Annotated in this window: 16 protein-coding genes; 12 read left to right on the forward strand and 4 right to left on the reverse strand. The window is 63.7% G+C overall.

What is annotated here, in order from left to right:
- Nucleotides 1-13 precede the first annotated feature (13 nt).
- The 5 genes from MQW79_RS12565 to MQW79_RS12585 all read left to right on the forward strand — a co-directional run bounded on the left by MQW79_RS12565 (nucleotide 14) and on the right by MQW79_RS12585 (nucleotide 7,036).
- Nucleotides 14-1,627: a heparinase II/III family protein gene (locus MQW79_RS12565; protein WP_476584813.1), complete on the forward strand. Its 1,614-nt coding sequence runs from the start codon at nucleotides 14-16 to the stop codon at nucleotides 1,625-1,627.
- A 233-nt stretch (nucleotides 1,628-1,860) separates the two neighbouring features.
- The gene (purH, locus tag MQW79_RS12570) at nucleotides 1,861-3,444 is read left to right on the forward strand and encodes a bifunctional phosphoribosylaminoimidazolecarboxamide formyltransferase/IMP cyclohydrolase (RefSeq protein ID WP_476584814.1); all 1,584 of its coding nucleotides are present in this window, start codon (nucleotides 1,861-1,863) and stop codon (nucleotides 3,442-3,444) included.
- A 157-nt stretch (nucleotides 3,445-3,601) separates the two neighbouring features.
- A complete protein-coding gene (locus MQW79_RS12575) occupies nucleotides 3,602-4,957 on the forward strand; it encodes a lipopolysaccharide biosynthesis protein (protein WP_476584815.1) in 1,356 nt (451 codons plus the stop codon).
- Between the two features lie 97 nt (nucleotides 4,958-5,054).
- Nucleotides 5,055-6,461 carry a 3-isopropylmalate dehydratase large subunit gene (leuC, locus tag MQW79_RS12580; RefSeq protein ID WP_476584816.1) on the forward strand — a complete coding sequence of 469 codons (1,407 nt, stop codon included), beginning with the start codon at nucleotides 5,055-5,057 and terminating at the stop codon, nucleotides 6,459-6,461.
- Nucleotides 6,462-6,583: 122 nt separating this feature from the next.
- A complete protein-coding gene (locus MQW79_RS12585) occupies nucleotides 6,584-7,036 on the forward strand; it encodes a metallopeptidase family protein (protein ID WP_476584817.1) in 453 nt (150 codons plus the stop codon).
- Here the strand turns inward: MQW79_RS12585 and MQW79_RS12590 are convergent.
- Nucleotides 7,033-7,332, reverse strand: coding sequence for a hypothetical protein (locus MQW79_RS12590; RefSeq protein ID WP_476584818.1), 300 nt, complete (start codon nucleotides 7,330-7,332; stop codon nucleotides 7,033-7,035). The genes MQW79_RS12585 and MQW79_RS12590 overlap by 4 nt on opposite strands.
- An 83-nt stretch (nucleotides 7,333-7,415) precedes the next feature.
- On the opposite strand from MQW79_RS12590, the gene MQW79_RS12595 reads away from it, so the two are divergent.
- The 5 genes from MQW79_RS12595 to MQW79_RS12615 all read left to right on the forward strand — a co-directional run bounded on the left by MQW79_RS12595 (nucleotide 7,416) and on the right by MQW79_RS12615 (nucleotide 11,331).
- Entirely contained in the window at nucleotides 7,416-8,015 is a 600-nt protein-coding gene (locus tag MQW79_RS12595) for a DUF4893 domain-containing protein (RefSeq protein ID WP_476584819.1), read from the forward strand.
- A 60-nt stretch (nucleotides 8,016-8,075) separates the two neighbouring features.
- Complete coding sequence (gene rimM / locus MQW79_RS12600) at nucleotides 8,076-8,612, forward strand: ribosome maturation factor RimM (protein ID WP_476584820.1); 537 nt, start codon at nucleotides 8,076-8,078, stop codon at nucleotides 8,610-8,612.
- Entirely contained in the window at nucleotides 8,612-9,292 is a 681-nt protein-coding gene (trmD, locus tag MQW79_RS12605) for a tRNA (guanosine(37)-N1)-methyltransferase TrmD (RefSeq protein ID WP_476584821.1), read from the forward strand. The genes rimM and trmD overlap by 1 nt, the downstream gene beginning before the upstream one ends.
- Nucleotides 9,293-9,608: 316 nt before the next feature.
- Nucleotides 9,609-10,157: a 50S ribosomal protein L19 gene (gene rplS, locus MQW79_RS12610; protein WP_476584822.1), complete on the forward strand. Its 549-nt coding sequence runs from the start codon at nucleotides 9,609-9,611 to the stop codon at nucleotides 10,155-10,157.
- 361 nt (nucleotides 10,158-10,518) lie between these two features.
- Nucleotides 10,519-11,331 (forward strand): exodeoxyribonuclease III, encoded by an 813-nt coding sequence (locus tag MQW79_RS12615; protein WP_476584823.1) that lies wholly within the window; start codon nucleotides 10,519-10,521, stop codon nucleotides 11,329-11,331.
- 151 nt (nucleotides 11,332-11,482) lie between these two features.
- On the opposite strand, the gene MQW79_RS12620 is transcribed toward MQW79_RS12615, so the two are convergent.
- The 3 genes from MQW79_RS12620 to MQW79_RS12630 all read right to left on the reverse strand — a co-directional run bounded on the left by MQW79_RS12620 (nucleotide 11,483) and on the right by MQW79_RS12630 (nucleotide 13,607).
- A complete protein-coding gene (locus MQW79_RS12620) occupies nucleotides 11,483-11,974 on the reverse strand; it encodes a Crp/Fnr family transcriptional regulator (protein WP_476584824.1) in 492 nt (163 codons plus the stop codon).
- Between the two features lie 82 nt (nucleotides 11,975-12,056).
- Nucleotides 12,057-12,740: a response regulator transcription factor gene (locus MQW79_RS12625; RefSeq protein WP_476584825.1), complete on the reverse strand. Its 684-nt coding sequence runs from the start codon at nucleotides 12,738-12,740 to the stop codon at nucleotides 12,057-12,059.
- Between the two features lie 192 nt (nucleotides 12,741-12,932).
- Nucleotides 12,933-13,607, reverse strand: coding sequence for a YggS family pyridoxal phosphate-dependent enzyme (locus tag MQW79_RS12630; RefSeq protein ID WP_476584826.1), 675 nt, complete (start codon nucleotides 13,605-13,607; stop codon nucleotides 12,933-12,935).
- Nucleotides 13,608-13,740: 133 nt separating this feature from the next.
- On the opposite strand from MQW79_RS12630, the gene leuS reads away from it, so the two are divergent.
- Nucleotides 13,741-16,350 carry a leucine--tRNA ligase gene (leuS, locus tag MQW79_RS12635; protein WP_476584827.1) on the forward strand — a complete coding sequence of 870 codons (2,610 nt, stop codon included), beginning with the start codon at nucleotides 13,741-13,743 and terminating at the stop codon, nucleotides 16,348-16,350.
- The gene (holA, locus tag MQW79_RS12640) at nucleotides 16,350-17,372 is read left to right on the forward strand and encodes a DNA polymerase III subunit delta (RefSeq protein ID WP_476584828.1); all 1,023 of its coding nucleotides are present in this window, start codon (nucleotides 16,350-16,352) and stop codon (nucleotides 17,370-17,372) included. Before leuS ends, holA begins: the two co-directional genes overlap by 1 nt.
- Nucleotides 17,373-17,521 lie beyond the last annotated feature (149 nt).

Raw genomic sequence — 17,521 nt, forward strand, 5'->3', positions numbered from 1 at the left:
CGGGAGGGCAAGCGTGAGCGAGCGACTGGTTTCGACCGGGCGGCGCGTCGCGCTGGGCCTGGCTGATTCGGTAGTGACACTGCCGCTGCTGCGCTGGACCTGGCGCGGCCAGACCGACAATGCCTATGCCGGTGACCTGCCAGACTTCCGCCCGGCCGACCGCGAGGCGGTGCGCGACATGATGTCGGGCCGCTACCTCTTGGCTTCGAAACTCTTCGAAACCGGCGGCGCCTCGCCCTTTTCGCTCGATGTGGACCACCCCGACTGGTGGAATAACCTGCACAGCTTTTCCTGGCTGCGGCATTTTCGCGACGTGCGCGACCCCGGCGAGAAACTGTTTGCCCGGACGCTGGTGCTCGACTGGATCGGCCGCGAGGGCCAGTTCGAGGCCGATAGCTGGACCCTGACCCTGACGGCCCAGCGGGTGCTCAACTGGCTCCGGCACCTGACCCTGGTGATGGACGGCGCCACCCCCGACCAGGCGCGCACCATCCAGCGCAGCCTTTCCACCCAGGTGCAGAGCCTGCGCGTGCGCGGCGCACTGGCCACAGATGCAGTCGAAGCCCTGTTCGCTGCCATCGGCCTGCTCGGGGCCGAGGTCTGCAGCATTGGCGACGTGCCGGACATCGATACGCATGTGGCCCGGCTCGAGGCCCTCCTGGGCCGGCAGCTCGACAGCGACGGCCTGCATCTCTCACGCAATCCGAAGCTGCAACTGGCGCTTCTGGTGGAACTGGCAAGCCTGCGGCGTGCCGTGGGCCGGCATGGCAGTCCGGCCATGTCAGAACTGGCCAACCGGATCGACCGCATGCATGAAGCGCTCGATGCGCTGACCCTGTCCAGCGGGGAGCCGGTCTATTTCAACGGCTGCGGACAGGTGCCGCATGACGTGCTGGTGGCGGTGCAGGCCAATGGTCCCTCGGCCTCGCGCCGCTCGCGACTCCTGGGTGGCTACGGCATTGTCCGGGCCGGCGAAGCGGTCATCATCGGCGATAGCGGGCTGCGCCCGCCTCCGGGCTTTGATGCCGAAGCCCATGATGGGGCCCTCGCCTTCGAATTTGCCCATGGCAGCGAGCTGATCGTCGGCTCCTGCGGCCCTGCGCCGTCCGACCTGCCGGAAAGCCAGGCCCTGTTCCGTCAGGCCATTGCCCATTCGGCACCCAGCATCGACGCCGAGGGCGCCGCCCAGCATCGCGGCCGGAGCCAGCCGAAAAGACCGATGGCGCTCGAAACCAGCGAGCATATGCTGACCATGACCAGCGCCGGCTATGCCGGCCGCTTCGGAGCGGAAGTCGAGCGCCGGCTGACCCTCCTGTCGGAAGGCACGACCCTGGTCGGACAGGACCGCATCATCGCCACGGCAGAGCCGCAGGGACTTCTGGCCCTGCGCTTCCACCTGGCCCCGGGCATTAGCGTCAAACGCAATGCCGGGGATGGCATCGTGCGCCTGGTGCTGCCCAATGGCGCGATCTGGAGTTTCCTCTGGGAAGGGGCGCAGTGCCGCGAGGAGGACAGCGTCCGCCAGTCGGCCTATCTCGGCTTCCACCGCACGCGCCAGCTGGTGCTCGAAACCAATATCGCCGAAGACACCGAGATCGCCTGGATCTTTACGCTGGAACAGCAGTAGTCTTTCTGGGCCCCGGCTTATCCCACCTTTCGTCATTGCCCGGCCCCCGGGTCCCGCCCGAGGACATGCTTGACCGGGCAATCCACCTCGCGGCGGCTTGGACCACCCGGTCAAGCCGGGTGGTGACGAGGGGGAAGGCATCGCCTACAGCCCGCGCAAAAAGATTGGCCTTTGCGCCGTCTCGTGCTAGCGAGCGCGCGAAATTCCTCCATTGACGGCGAGACGAGATTCCCATGGGCAAGACGGTAACAGTCGGGCGGGCACTGCTTTCGGTATTCGACAAATCGGGGATGACCGATTTTGCGCGGGGGCTTTCCGAAGCCGGCGTCGAGCTGGTCTCGACCGGGGGAACGCACAAGCTGATCCATGAAGCGGGCCTCAAGGTACGCGACATTTCCGACCTGACCGGTTTCCCGGAAATGATGGACGGCCGGGTCAAGACGCTGCATCCCAAGGTGCATGGGGGCCTGCTTTCGGTGCGCGATAATCCGCAGCACCAGGCCTCGATGGCCGAACACGAGATCGGCCCCATCGATCTGGTCGCGGTCAATCTCTACCCGTTCGAAAAGACCGTCGCCTCCGGCGCCAGCTATGACGAGATCATCGAGAACATCGATATTGGCGGCCCCGCCATGGTGCGCTCGGCGGCCAAGAACCATGCCTTTGTGACCGTTGTCGTCGATCCGGCCGACTATCCTGCCATTCTCGAGGCCATCAAGGCCGGCGGCATTCCCTACGACATGCGCCAGCGCCTCGCGGCCAAGGCCTATGCCCGCACCGCCGCCTATGACAGCGCCATTTCGAACTGGTTCGCGCGCGAGATCGACTTTGCCGATGTGAATTATCGCAGCTTTGCCGGCACTTTGAGCGAAGTCATGCGCTATGGCGAAAATCCGCACCAGTGGGCTGCCTTCTACAAAACCGGCGAAAACCGTCCGGGCGTCGCTACCGCCACCCAGGTGCAGGGAAAGACGCTCTCCTACAACAATATCAACGATACCGACGCGGCCTTCGAGCTGGTCAGCGAATTCGACCCCGCCGAAACCGCCGCCGTCGCCATCATCAAGCATGCCAATCCCTGCGGCGTGGCCGTGGCCGGTGATCTCAAGATCGCCTACCTCAAAGCCTTGCGCACCGATCCGGTCTCGGCTTTTGGCGGCATTGTCGCCACCAACCGCGAGATCGACGCCGAAACCGCCACGGAAATCGTAAAGGTCTTTACCGAGGTGATCGTCGCGCCGTCAGCCACGCCGGAAGCGCAGGACATCATTGCCGCCAAGAAGAATCTCCGCCTGCTGCTGACCGGCGGCCTCGCCGATCCCAAGGCCGGGGGTCTGCTGGTGAAATCGGTTGCCGGCGGTCTGCTGGTCCAGGGCCGCGACAACAAGAATGTCGACGATTGCGACCTCAAGGTAGTCACCCGGCGCCAGCCGACCAAACAGGAACTGGTGGACCTCAAACTCGCCGCCAAGGTCGCAAAACACGTCAAGTCCAATGCCATCATCTACGTCAAGGATGGTGCCACGGCCGGTATCGGCGCCGGGCAGATGTCCAGGGTGGATTCGGCCCGGGTCGCCCATCGCAAGTCCATCGACGCGGCCCAGGCGGCCGGGCTCGAGGGCGCGTTGACCCAAGGGTCGGTGGTTGCGTCCGACGCCTTCTTCCCCTTTGCCGATGGTCTTGAAGCGCTGGTCGCCGCCGGCGCCACCGCCGTCATCCAGCCGGGTGGCTCGATGCGCGACGACGAGGTGATTGCCGCTGCCGATGCCGCCGGCATTGCCATGGTGATGACCGGGATGCGCCATTTCCGGCACTGAGCGTGCCGGTATTGCTTTGCGCTTGCCCGCGGGTTCGACCTTACGAAAATGTCATTAACCGCCCGGGAGGCAGGTAAGAGCTTCCTAAGGGCGGACATGGCATAGTGCACTTGGCGGCACCGTCTTCCCATGCGGCGCCAAGGGACACAGCGAAACGATGCGCTTCAGGATACCCAGCGATCTCAGCGGCTTGTTGCAAGCCGGGCTGCTGCGTTCGGTCGGGTCTCTCGGCATCAAGGTGGCGACGGCGGGCCTCACCTACCTGACCTATGTGGTGCTCTCGCGCACCCAGACCGTTGACGAATACGGCCATTTCGCCTTCGGCCTGTCGCTGGCCACGGTGCTGGCCATTCTGGCCGGCGCCGGCCAGCCCACGGCCATTCTGCGGCTCTGGGCGGAGAAGCGCAGCAAGGGCGACGCGTTCGGGGCCGTCGATGCGCTGGCTTCCGGCTCGGGCATCACCATCGGCGCGAGCCTTTTCATCGCCGCACTGCTTTGCCTCGGTACGCTGGCCTATATGCCCTTCCTCGCGCCCGGCGTGACCGCCATGCACTTTATCGGCGCAGCCTTCCTGATCCTGCCGCTGGCCCTGTCCGAATACAATTCCTCGGCGCTGCGCGCCCAGGGCTCGCTCTGGACGGCGCTGCTGCCGCGCGACATTTTCTGGCGCCTGGCCCTGCCGGCGCTGGTCCTGGCGCTGTTTTCGCTCGGCGTGGTGCTCAGCGGCCCCGACGCGCTGGCGCTGTCGGCGGGGCTGCTGCTGGGGATTCTGGGCTTGCAGATGTGGATGGCGACCCGACGCGGCTATGCCATCATGCCCCGCATCGCCCCGATCGCAACGCATTGGCGCAAATGGGGCGGGCTCAGCAAATGGCTGCTGCTGGGCGCCCTCATCGAAACCTTCACCCTCAATGCCGATGTGATCCTCGTCGGCCTGATGCTCGACCTTGAAAGCTCGGGCCTCTATTTCAACGCCTTCCGCACGGCCGGACTGATGACGCTGTTCACCTTCGCCATCGAACTGGTCATCGCCCCCATGGTGGCCGAGCAGTTTCACGCCGGCAACATGCGCAAGGCCCAGGCCATCACCGCGCTGTGCTCCTGGGCGGGGTTCGTGTTCTCGCTCGGCATTTTCGCCGTCTTCGGCCTGTTCGGCACCGAGATTCTGGGCCTGTTCGGCCCCACCTATGCCGATGGCCGGCTGATCCTGATGCTGCTCTCCTTCGGCCTTCTGTTCGACGCCATTACCGGCCCCTCCAAGATCGTCATGATGATGACCGGTCACGAACGCCCCTATGTCGCCATTTTCGGCACCGTCATGGGCATCGGCTTCCTGCTGCAGATCCTCGTCATCCCGGTCTGGGGTCTGGTCGGCGCCGCGGCGCTCAACATGGGCTCGCGCGTCATCGCCCAGCTGGGCATTGCCCTGTGGTGCCGCTATCGCATCGGGCTCGATACCAGCCTTGCGGGCCTGTTCGCCATCGGCACGCTGCGCGACGCCCCGGCCACCTGAGCGTTGCCGTACCCGTGAGTACGGTTGTGCTTGACCCCTGCCCCGGCTTGGGCTTAGAACCTGTCCAATATTCATTCCTGCCCCGGAACCGACTGTAATGACCAAGGCCCGCACGCTCTACGACAAGATCTGGGACGACCATCTGGTCCAGAACAATGCCGATGGCACCAGCCTGCTCTATATCGACCGGCACCTGGTGCACGAAGTGACCAGCCCCCAGGCCTTCGAGGGCCTGCGCATGAACGGCCGCAAGGTCCGCCATCCCGAGCGCACCCTGGCGGTTGTCGACCACAACGTGCCCACCACCGACCGCTCGCTGCCCAATCCGGACCCGGAAAGCGCCATCCAGATCGCCGCCCTGGCGGAAAACACCCGTGACTTCGGCATCGAATATTACGACCCCTTCGACGTCAGGCAGGGCGTTGTGCACATCGTCGGCCCCGAACAGGGTTTTACACTGCCGGGCATGACCATCGTTTGCGGTGACTCGCACACCTCCACCCACGGTGCCTTCGGCGCCCTGGCGCATGGTATCGGCACGTCGGAAGTCGAGCACGTGCTCGCGACGCAGACGCTGATCCAGCAAAAGGCCAAGAACATGCTGGTGCGTGTCGATGGCCAGCTGCCGCCCGGCGTCACCGCCAAGGACATCATCCTCGCCATTATCGGTGAAATCGGCACCGCCGGCGGCAATGGCCACGTCGTCGAATTTGCCGGCGAAGCCATCCGCTCGCTGTCGATGGAAGGCCGCATGACGGTCTGCAACATGACCATCGAGGGCGGCGCCCGCGCCGGCCTGATCGCCCCCGACGAGACCACCTTTGCCTATGTGAAGGACCGTCCGCGCGCCCCCAAGGGCGCCGCCTGGGATATGGCGCTGGACTACTGGAAGACGCTCAAAACCGACGAAGGCGCGCATTACGACAAGGTCGTCATCCTCGACGCCGCCAAGCTGCCGCCCATCGTCTCCTGGGGCTCTTCGCCCGAGGACGTCATTTCGGTGCAGGGCGAAGTCCCCAACCCTGACGATATCCAGGACGAGACCAAGCGCGCCTCCAAGTGGCGGGCCCTGGACTATATGGGTCTGAAACCCGGCACCAAGATCACCGACATCAAGCTCGATCGCGTCTTTGTCGGCTCCTGCACCAATGGCCGCATCGAAGACCTGCGCGCCGCCGCCGCCGTGATCAAGGATCGCAAGGTCGCCAGCCATGTCTCGGCCATGATCGTGCCCGGCTCGGGCCTCGTGAAGGCGCAGGCGGAAGCCGAAGGCCTCGATGTCATCTTCAAGAATGCCGGCTTCGAATGGCGCGAACCGGGCTGCTCGATGTGCCTGGCCATGAACCCCGACAAGCTGGCGCCGGGCGAGCGCTGCGCCTCGACCTCGAACCGCAATTTCGAAGGCCGCCAAGGCTTCAAGGGCCGCACCCATCTCGTGTCGCCCGCCATGGCCGCTGCTGCCGCCATTGCCGGCCACTTCGTCGATATCCGCGAGTGGCGCTAAAGGGGCCGCCCCTGGATTGACGTCATCACCGGGCTTGTCCCGGTGATCCATCCTTTAGCGCTCGCGGAGACATGGATTGCCCGGACAAGCCGGGCAATGACGATGGTATGGAGACGCTTTGGATGGGCCATTCAGATAACGGCTGGCACGACCGCTACGCCCCCAGTCTCGACGATTTCGAGGCCATGGCGATCGACGCCCTGGCCAATCTGCCCGAGCCCTTCAAATCCCTGGCGGCCGACGTCACCTGCTCGGTGGCCGAATTCGCCGAGGATGACATTCTTCAAGGCTTTGGCATGGAAAGCCCCTTCGAGCTCATGGGCCTCTTCTCCGGCGTCGGCATGACCGAAGACGGGGCCGTGCCCCAGACTGGCCAGTTGCCCAATACGGTCTATCTCTACCGCCGCGCCATTCTCGACTACTGGGCTGAGCATGACGACAACACATTGGGCGAGATCGTCACCCATGTGCTGGTGCATGAACTCGGGCACCATTTCGGCTTTTCCGACGAGGATATGGAAGCCCTCGAAGAGGCGGCCGATGCCGAGGGCATAGCGGCCTTTTCGAAGGATTAGTCGCGCTCGACGAATTCGTATTCGGCTTCGTTGCCGCCGGCGGGATCGTCGGAAACCTTGAGGGCCAGGTGACCCTGGTCGAGCGCCGTGAACCATTCTTCCCAGCTCACCAGCTGGAAGCCGCCGACCCGGTCAGGGCCCTGGTTATTGTCGGCATTGAGCGAATCCTGCCCGAAGGACAGTTGCAGCACGGTCCGCGTCTTGCTGCCGTCCGGAATATCCATGAGCACCGGATTGCCGCCGCGCGCCGCCACCCACTGGCGAATGGCTTCTCGGTCGGTGAGAATTTCGGGCATGGCATCCTCCGTACTGGGTGAGCTTGAGTAAGGGTGCAGGGACGTGCATGGTTCCCTGCCAGATGGCAAAACGGAGATTTCCCATGTCTGCCCGCTCAAGACGCATGCTGGCTTTGACCATGGCGGGCCTGCTGGCCCTGCAGCCCGCAGCGACCCTGGCCTGCGACCCGCCGTCGGGCGTCACCGTCAGCGAAGCGGATTCGAACCGGATCTTCGATTTTTTCCGCGCCCGCTCCCAGGGCCTGGCCGAAGCTCTGCTCTCCCCCTCGGCCGATGACCGGGCGCTGGTTGCCGGCCTCTTTGCCGCTGGCGATCGCTCTGTCGACGCCATTCCCGACGGAAGATATCGCTGCCGCACCATCAAGCTGGGCGGCCTCCTGCCGCTGACCGCCTATGAGTTTTTCGGCTGCACCATTTCCCGGGACGGCACCCGTATCGACAAGACCAGCGGCTCGCAGCGCTTTTCGGGGGACCTGACCCCTACGGGTGAGGCAGTGTTCTATCGCGGTGCCCTGCACTATGGCGACGAACAGCCAAAGGCCTATGATGCCGACCCCGAGCGCAACCAGGTGGGCTGCATCTATCGTGTCCCGGGCGAGGGGCCCGTGCGGTATCGGCTCGAATTGCCCCTGCCACAGTTTGAATCCACTCACGACGTGATCGAACTGGTCCCGGCAGGGTGAAGAGGGCTTGCGCGCTGCGTGCGCGCTGCTATGGAGCCAGAGGAAAAAGACGAGCAGGCCATGAGCAAAGACACTTCCCGCATCCTGATGGGCACGATCGGCGCCGCGCATGGCATCAAGGGCGAGGTGCGCATCGCGTCGCACACCCAGGACCCCGAGGCCATTGCCGACTATGGCCCGCTCGAAACCAACCGGCCCGGCCTTGTCGTCACCATCGAAAGCGCCCGCCTGCAAAAGACCGTGCTGGTCGCGCGGTTGAAGGGCGTGCGCGACCGCAACGCCGCTGAACTGCTCAATGGCGTCGAACTCTATGTGGCGCGCAGCCAGCTGCCCGAAATCGACGACGAGGACGATTTCTATCACGCCGATCTCATCGGCCTCGACGCGCGTCTCGATACCGGCGTGTCGATCGGCGCGGTCAGCGCCCTCCACAATCACGGCGCGGGCGATATCCTGGAAGTGCGTGACCCGCGCTCGGGTGACACGTTCCTCTACCCGTTCACCAAGGCCGTGGTGCCCACGATCAGCATTTCCGGCGGTTTCATCGTCATCAGCCCGCCGCTCGACGCCGATCCGGGCGAGGAAGAGCCCGACTGATGTTTTCGGCCGATATCATCACCCTGTTTCCCGAGCTGTTTCCCGGACCGCTGGGGGCTTCGGTGCTCGGCCGCGGCATGGCCGACGGACTTTGGAGCCTCAAGGCCACTCATCTGCGGGATTTTGCCACCGACCGGCACCGCACCGTTGACGACACGCCTTCGGGCGGTGGCGCCGGCATGGTGCTGAAACCCGATATCCTGGCGAAAGCCATCGACACGGTCTCCCCCGAAGGCGATCCGCGCCCGCGCATCCTGATGTCGCCGCGCGGAAATCCGCTGACCCAGGCCCGCGCCCATGAACTGGCCACCGGGCCGGGGGTCGTGATCGTCTGTGGCCGCTTCGAGGGGGTCGACCAGCGCGTCATAGACGCCCGTGGACTGGAGGAGATTTCCATAGGCGACTATGTGCTGGCCGGCGGGGAAGTTGCTGCCATGGTGCTGCTGGAGGCCGTGGTGCGGCTTATCCCCGGCGTTCTGGGGGCGCTCGACAGCCGCGACGAGGAAAGCTTTGAAAATGGCCTTCTCGAATATCCGCACTATACCCGCCCGCAGAGTTTTGAAGGCATCGACATTCCCGCCGTGCTGACCTCGGGCGATCACGGCAAGATCGCCAGATGGCGGCACGAGCAGTCGGTGGAGCTGACCAAAGCGAGGCGGCCGGATCTGCTGAAGCGCTGAGGCAAGTCGAACAGCGACGCCTCACCCTTCGTCATTGCCGGGCTTGTCCCGGCAATCCAGACTTGAGCAAGTGGACCACCGGGACAAGCCCGGTGGTGACGTTGGAGAGTTGGGTCCGTGGGTCGGACAATCCGCCCAAAACAACTGGACTCTCCGGCAAAATTCCCCTATGAGCCGCCCATTCGTGTTGCCGGCATATCGGACCGGCACCGGACAAGACCAAGAAGACTACCCTCCGTTACCAACCAAGACCGGATGACGGGGCCGACAGGCCCGGCAAAGAGTCGTCCCTCAGAAAAGATCGAACGGATCTAACATGAACATTATCGAACAGCTCAATGCCGAGCATGTGGCCGAACTCGCCGCCAAGCGCGACCTTCCCGAATTCACCCATGGCGATACCGTCAAGGTGTGGGTCAAGATCCGCGAAGGCGACAAGGAACGTCTCCAGGCCTATGAAGGCGTCGTGATCGCCCGCTCCGGCGGCGGCATCATGGAAAGCTTCACCGTCCGCAAGATTTCCTATGGCGAAGGCGTGGAACGCGTGTTCCCGATCTATTCGCCCAATATCGCTTCGGTGGAAGTGATCAAGCGCGGCAAGGTCCGTCGCGCCAAGCTCTACTACCTGCGCGATCGTCGCGGTAAGTCGGCCCGTATTTTCGAATCGACCAATTCGCGCACCAAGAAGATCGAAGCCAGCGAACGCTCCGCAGCCATCGCTGCCAAGGAAGCCCGCGAAGCCGAGAAGATCGCCGCTGCCGAGGCTTTTGCAGCCGAGCAGGCCGCCAAGGATGCGGAAGCCGCAGCCGCTGCTGCCGCCGCCGAGCAGGCCGCTGCCGCTGAAGGCGAAGCCAAGAGCGAATAAGCGCTGCTGGATCGCAGAATTTGAAAAGCCCGGCCGCAAGGTCGGGCTTTTTGTTTTGTATGGATTCACGTGGAACACCTCACGCTCAGCACCCCCACCCTAGCGCCGCTAGGCGCCTCACGTCGCCAAGCTCTGCTTGCCCTCCCCACAAGGGGGAGGGAGACGATGAACACGGGCACCTCCCACCTGCGCCTCCCTCCCCTTGATGGGGAGGGACCGAGGGTGGGGTGACTGCCGGACACGCAGCCCTCCTGCCACCCCACGTCAGCAACCGCGCCAAAGCGCCATTTCCGGCTTTACCCTCGACCCGGGCTTGGCCATAACAGGCCCTGCCCGCCGCTGGAAACCTACCCGGACGCCAATGACTCAATCCATCGTCACCTGGAACATCAATTCGGTTCGCCTGCGCCTTCCCATGGTGCTGGACTTCCTCGCAAAATATCAGCCCGACGTGCTGATGCTGCAGGAGATCAAGTGCACCAATGACCAGTTCCCGCGCAATGCCTTCATCGAGGCGGGCTATCCGCACATGGCCGTGCATGGGCAAAAGGGCTATCACGGCGTCGCCATCGTCTCGAAATTCCCGCTGACCGACGTCTCGAGCAAGGTCTTTTGTGAAATCCCGGAATCGCGCCATGTCTCGGCGCTGGTCGACATGGGCCACGGGCCCTTTACCCTCCACAATTTCTACATCCCGGCCGGTGGCGATGAACCCGATCCCGAGATCAACCCGAAATTCAAGCACAAGCTGGGCTTCCTCAGCGAGCTGACCACCTGGTTCACCGAGCCGGTATTCCAGCGCGGCCACCTGATCGCCGGCGATTTCAACATCGCGCCGCATGAAAACGACGTCTGGAGCCACAAGCAGCTTCTCAAGATCGTCAGCCACACACCGGTCGAGACCGATGCGCTCAATGCCATCCTCCATGGCGGCCATGGCTGGACCGACCTCGTGCGCAAGCACGTGCCCTATGAGGAAAAGCTCTATTCCTGGTGGAGCTATCGCAGCGCCAATTGGGAACTGGCGGACAAAGGCCGGCGGCTCGACCATATCTGGTCGACATCCGATGTGGCGGAACGCTCGGTGGGCGCGGAAATCATCAAGGTCTATCGCGGCTATGACCCGCAGCCCAGCGACCACGTGCCGGTGATTGCGCGGTTTGCAGGGGTCTGAGGGCGCCGTCCACCCACTGACCCTGCCCCACCACCGTGCCGCCCTCGGACTTGATCCGAGGGCCACTCTCAACGCCTGATGGCCTGGCGGCAGGTCCTCGGGTCAGGCCCGAGGACGGCATCGGAATAGTTAGACGATCGGTGGACGCCCATCACGCGCCCTTCATCTTACCCTTGAGCGGCTCAAGCGCGTGCATGTAGCGCCCCAGGTCCTGCTGGATGCGCTGGGCGGCGCGCTGGGCCAGGTCCGGATATTGCCGCGCCAGTTTCATGAAGGCAGTGCGCGGCACGAACAGCAATTCGCAATCGGTGACGGCGGTGAAGGTCACCGGGCGCGGCTTTTCGATGATGAGGGCGGTGGGAGAAATGACGCTGCCGGGCTCGCTAAGCGCATAGGGTTTGCCCGCCTCAGCACCCTCATGCTTGGCCTTGACCGTGCCCTCGATCAGCACATAGGCGCCCGCGGGCACGTCGCCGGCCTTGTAGATGACGGCATCGGCGTCAAAGTGCTTGCGGTCACCGGCAAAGCCGAGCATGCGCAGCTGTTCTTCGTCGCAGATGTCGAAGAAATCGGCCCGGGCCAGAACCCCGGCCGCATCATCCATTCTCATGAGAACCAGACCCGGTCGATCGACTGCATGCATTTTGGCCGCCCGCAGGATGCGCGCGGCCTTGCTCGATCAAGCTATAGTCTGGTTCGATGCCGAATTGAAAGACTTTGCACCCTCAAGGCACAAGCCGATAGCCGCCATCCTCGGTCACCAGCAACCGTGCATTGGAAGGATCGCGCTCGATCTTCTGCCGCAGGCGATAGATATGGGTCTCGAGCGTGTGGGTGGTGACCCGGTTATTATAGCCCCAGACCTCCTTGAGCAGCACATCGCGGGTGATGGTCTTGGGGCCCTGCCGGTACAGAAACTTCAGAATCGAGGTTTCCTTGTCGGTCAGGCGGACCTTGTTGCCATCATTGGTCTCGAGCACCTTGGCGGCCGGCTGGAAGCTGTACTGGCCGATGGTGAAGACCGCATCCTCGCTCTGGTCGCGCTGCCGGAGGGCGGCGTTGATACGGGCCAGCAGCACCGGATAGCGGAAGGGCTTGGTCAGATAGTCATTGGCCCCCGCTTCGAGGCCCTTGATTTCGTCGGCATCGGTATCGTGCCCGGTCAGCATCAGGACCGGGCTCTTGTAGCCCTCCTGACGCATCAGCTTGACGGCCTCGCGGCCGTCCATGTCGGGCAGGCCCACATCGAGAATGGTCAGCTCGACATTGTTCTGGCGCACCGCAGTGAGGGCATCATTGGCGGTGCCGGCCTGGAGAATGTCGAAATCCGGTTCGCCTTGCAGCTGGTCCACCAGGGTTTGGCGCAGGTCCGCGTCGTCATCTACGACCAGAATGCGTCGCTTGTTCATTGTATTCTCCGGTCTTTTTTCCGTTCGGACTGACCTCGATCACAGTATTGCGACCCATTTTTAGTCAGCCAATCACAACGGTGTTATTCAACCGCAAGCAACGTATAAGGCGCAAAATAGTTGCGTCGGCCACCAGGGAGCAGAACCCCTGATTGGGGCGATCAAAAGGCGGAGGCAGCAGGCCAAAGCCGCTCAGCGCCTGCCGAAAAGGGCTGAGCCCACGCGCACATGGGTCGCGCCCATGGCGATGGCGGTCTCGAAGTCGCCACTCATGCCCATGGAGAGTTTTGCGACGCCCGCCGCCCGGCCCAGCTGCGCCAAAAGGGCAAAATAGGGCCCCGCCGGCTGCCCGTCGGGCGGAATGCACATGAGACCGACGATATCGAGCCCATGCACGTGGCGGCAGCGGGTGACAAAATCCACAGCCTCGGCGATCGGGATCCCGGCTTTCTGCGCCTCCCCGCCAATATTGACCTGCACGAAACAGGGCAGCTTTCGTCCGGCCCGCGCCATTTCCTCGGCCAGCACCCCGGCGAGCCTGTCGCGATCGACGGTCTCGATGACATCGAACAGGGCCACGGCCTCGCGCGCCTTGTTGGTCTGCAGCGGCCCGATGAGGTGCAGTTGCAGCTCGGGATAGCGCGCACGCAGGGCCGGCCACTTGTCCCTGGCCTCCTGCACCCGGTTTTCGCCGAAGACCCGCTGTCCGGCGATCAGGAAGGGCTCGACCGCCGCTGCGTCGAAGGTCTTGGAGACGGCCACCAGCTCGACATGGTCAGGCGGCGGCCCGAAACGGCGCCGCGCCTTTTCCATGCGGGTGCGGATGTAATCAAGCCCCTGTTTGGCAGTGGCGAGCGTGTCGGCCATATCGGCGCCCCGTTTCTGTTGACCTTGCAGGGGATTTCTGGTGATGGTCCGGGTAGCCAAAATCCCCCATAAACGCAAGCTGCGCCGCCCCTTGCGGCACGCCAGCGTCAAATCTTGCAAGGACGACAATTCCGTGAGCGGCGAACGCTACAATCCGCGCGAAAGCGAACCGAAATGGCAGCAGGTCTGGACCGAGCGCCAGAGCTTTGTCACCTCCAATGACGATCCGCGCGAGCCCTACTACGTCCTCGAGATGTTCCCCTATCCCTCCGGGCGCATCCATATGGGCCATGTGCGCAACTATGCCATGGGCGACGTGGTGGCACGCTACCACCGCGCCCGCGGCAAGAATGTGCTGCACCCCATGGGCTGGGACGCTTTCGGCCTGCCGGCCGAGAATGCCGCCATCGAGCGCAAGACCCATCCGGGCACCTGGACCTACCAGAATATCGAGGCCATGAAGGCCCAGCTCAAATCGATGGGTCTCTCCATCGACTGGACGCGCGAAATCGCCACCTGCTCGCCCGATTATTACCAGCACCAGCAGGCCATGTTCATCGACATGCTGGCGGCCGGGCTGATCACCCGCAAGTCGTCCAAGGTCAACTGGGACCCGGTCGACATGACCGTGCTGGCCAACGAGCAGGTGATCGACGGCAAGGGCTGGCGCTCGGGCGCCGTGGTCGAGCAGCGCGAGCTGACCCAGTGGTTCTTCAAGATTTCCGACTTTGCCGAGGACCTGCTGGAGGCCCTCGATGGCCTCACCGGCTGGCCGGAAAAGGTGCGCACCATGCAGCGCAACTGGATCGGCAAGTCCGAGGGCCTGCGGCTGCTGTTCGAACTGGCGCCCAGCGACAAGACCGATACCACCAGCATCGAGGTCTTCACCACGCGCCCCGACACGATTTTTGGCGCCTCCTTCATCGGCCTCTCGCCCGACCATCCACTGACCACGGAACTGGCCAGGGACAATCCGGCTCTGGCTGAATTCGTCGCCGAATGCCATCGCCACGGCACCGCCACCGAAACGCTGGAAAAGGCGGAAAAGCAGGGTTTTGACACCGGGCTGCGCGTGAAACACCCGGTGATCGAGGGCGAAACCCTGCCGGTCTATGTCGCCAATTTCATCCTCATGGATTACGGCACCGGCGCCATTTTCGGCTGCCCGGCCCATGACCAGCGCGACCTCGACCTGGCCCGCAAATACGGTCTTTCCGTCAAGCCGGTCGTGCGGCCGCCCGGCGCAGATCCGGCAAGCTTTGTGGTGGGCCATGAAGCCTATGTCGAGGCTGGCACCATCTTCAATTCCGGTTTCCTGGACGGTCTTTCCATCGACGAGGCCAAGAAGGCCATCGCCGAGCATTTTGCTGGCCGAACAGTCGACGGCAAGCCGCAGGGCACGGTGGAAACCAACTACCGCCTGCGCGACTGGGGCATTTCGCGCCAGCGCTATTGGGGCTGCCCCATTCCGGTGATCCATTGCGAGGTCTGCGGCACCATTCCCGTGCCCAAAAAGGACCTGCCGGTGGTGCTGCCCGAGGATGTCAGCTTCGACAAGCCCGGCAATGCGCTGGACCATCACCCCACCTGGAAGCATGTCCACTGCCCGCAGTGTGGCGCCGCGGCCCGCCGCGAAACCGACACCATGGATACGTTTGTAGACTCCTCATGGTATTTCGCCCGCTTCACCGCGCCGGACGCCGCAACACCGACCATTCCCGATGTCGCCAATCGCTGGCTGCCGGTGGATCAGTATATCGGCGGCATCGAGCATGCGATTCTGCATCTGCTCTATTCGCGCTTCTTCACCCGCGCCATGAAGGCCACCGGCCATGTGGGGCTTGACGAACCCTTCAAGGGCATGTTCACGCAAGGCATGGTGACCCACGAGACCTATAAGGGCGACAAGGGGGAATGGGTGCCGCCCACTGAGGTGGTCTTCGACACCAATGGCGACCTGCGCAGCGCAAGGCACATCCAGACCGGCGCGCCCATTGCCATCGGTTCGGTCGAAAAGATGAGCAAATCCAAGAAGAACGTCGTCGATCCCGATCAGATCGTCGCCACCTATGGCGCCGATACGGCCCGCTGGTTCATGCTCTCGGACTCCCCGCCGGAACGCGACGTGCAATGGACCGAATCGGGCGTCGAAGGCGCCAGCCGCTTCCAGCAGCGCGTCTGGCGTCTGGTCAATGATGCGGTCGAAATTGCCAAACAATCTCCCGGCACTGTTGCGTCAGACGATGCTGATGCAAAGGCATTGCGCAAGATCGTGCATCGCGCCGTGGCTGGCGTGGCCACCGATATCGAGGGCCTGGGCTTCAACCGCGCCGTTGCCCGCATTTATGAACTGACCAATGCCCTGGCCAAGGCCCGCGATGGCCAGCCTGGTCCGACGCTGGTGGCAGCGCTGATCGAAGGCGTTGAACGCCTGGTGCAGCTGATCAACCCAATGATGCCGCATCTGGCCGAATCCTGCTGGGAAATGCTTGGAAAACAAGGACTTGTCGCGGACGCGCTGTGGCCGGAAGTCGATCCGGCGCTGCTGGTCGACGACGAGGTTACGCTGCCGATCCAGATCAACGGCAAGCGCCGCGGCGAAATCACAGTGCCCAAGGGCATGGCGGCGGCCGAGGTTGAAAAGCTGGTCCTGTCGCTGGACGTGGTCCAGAAGGCCCTTGAGGGCAAGGCCCCCAAGAAGGTCGTGGTCGTGCAGGACCGCATCGTCAACATCGTGATCTGATGACCGCGCTCAAGGCCCATGAAGTGGCGCGCTTTTCAGCACGCCCCGATCTCAGCGAGGGGATTTTCCTCGCCTATGGGCCTGACGGCGGCCTGGTGCGGGAGACCGCACAGCGGCTGATCCGGCACTTTGGCGGCGACGACCCGGCTTCGGCCAATGTCACCATTTTCGACGGGCCGGAATTGCAGGCCGACCCGTCACTGCTGGTGCTCGAAGCCCGCTCGGTGTCGCTGTTTGGCGGCAAGCGCATTATCCGGGTGCGCAACGCCACCAAGGCCCTGGTCATGCCGCTGACCGAGTTGCGAGACGATCCCGGCGGCACGGCGATCGTGCTCGAGGCCGACAACCTGCCCCCACGGGACGCGCTTCGGGCCCTGGTCGAGGCGGCCAAACTCGGTCGGGCCCTGCCCTGCTATCCTGATACCGACGAAACACTGATGGCGCTGATGCGCGAGACGTTCAACCAGGCCGGCATCCGCACCGATGCCGATGTGGTGCCGACGCTGCGCGAAATCCTCGGCAATGACCGGGAAATCACCCGCCGGGAGCTGGAAAAACTCACCCTCTACGCGGCGGCCAGCAAGACATTGACGCGCGAGGACGTCTTGTTGCTGTGTGCCGACAATGGCGCCTTGGCCATCGACGCCATTCTCGATTCTACCGGTGGCGGCCATGCCGAAAAGCTCGAACTGGCGCTCAACCGGGCTCTCGCGGCCAATGTTAATCCGCAGCAATTGCTCGCCATGCTCAACACCCACTTTTCCAACCTGCGCCGCTGGCGGGTTGACGTTGATGCCGGCAAATCGCCACGATCGGTGCTGGAAGGCCTCAAGCCAAAGCCGCATTTCTCGCGCTTGGGGGCCCTTGAACAGCAATTGCGGCTCTGGACTGACCCTAGCCTCGCCACCGCCACAGAACGGCTTCTGCAGGCCGTTTCTGACACACGGCGACGCCCGCAACTGGCAGACGCCGTGCTGCGCCGTACGACACTGGCCCTCTGCATGATGGCCGCCACGCATTAGCAATCTTCCCGATCCGCGCTGGTCTCTCGGCGATCGTCACCACCGGGCTTGTCCCGGTGGTCCATGACGCCGCAAGCTGGATTGCCAGGACAGCCCGCCAATTGCGACAATCATGGCCATCGCACAAACAAAACCGCCCAAAAAGGGCG

This window comes from Devosia sp. Micro-HW1 (assembly GCF_056341075.1).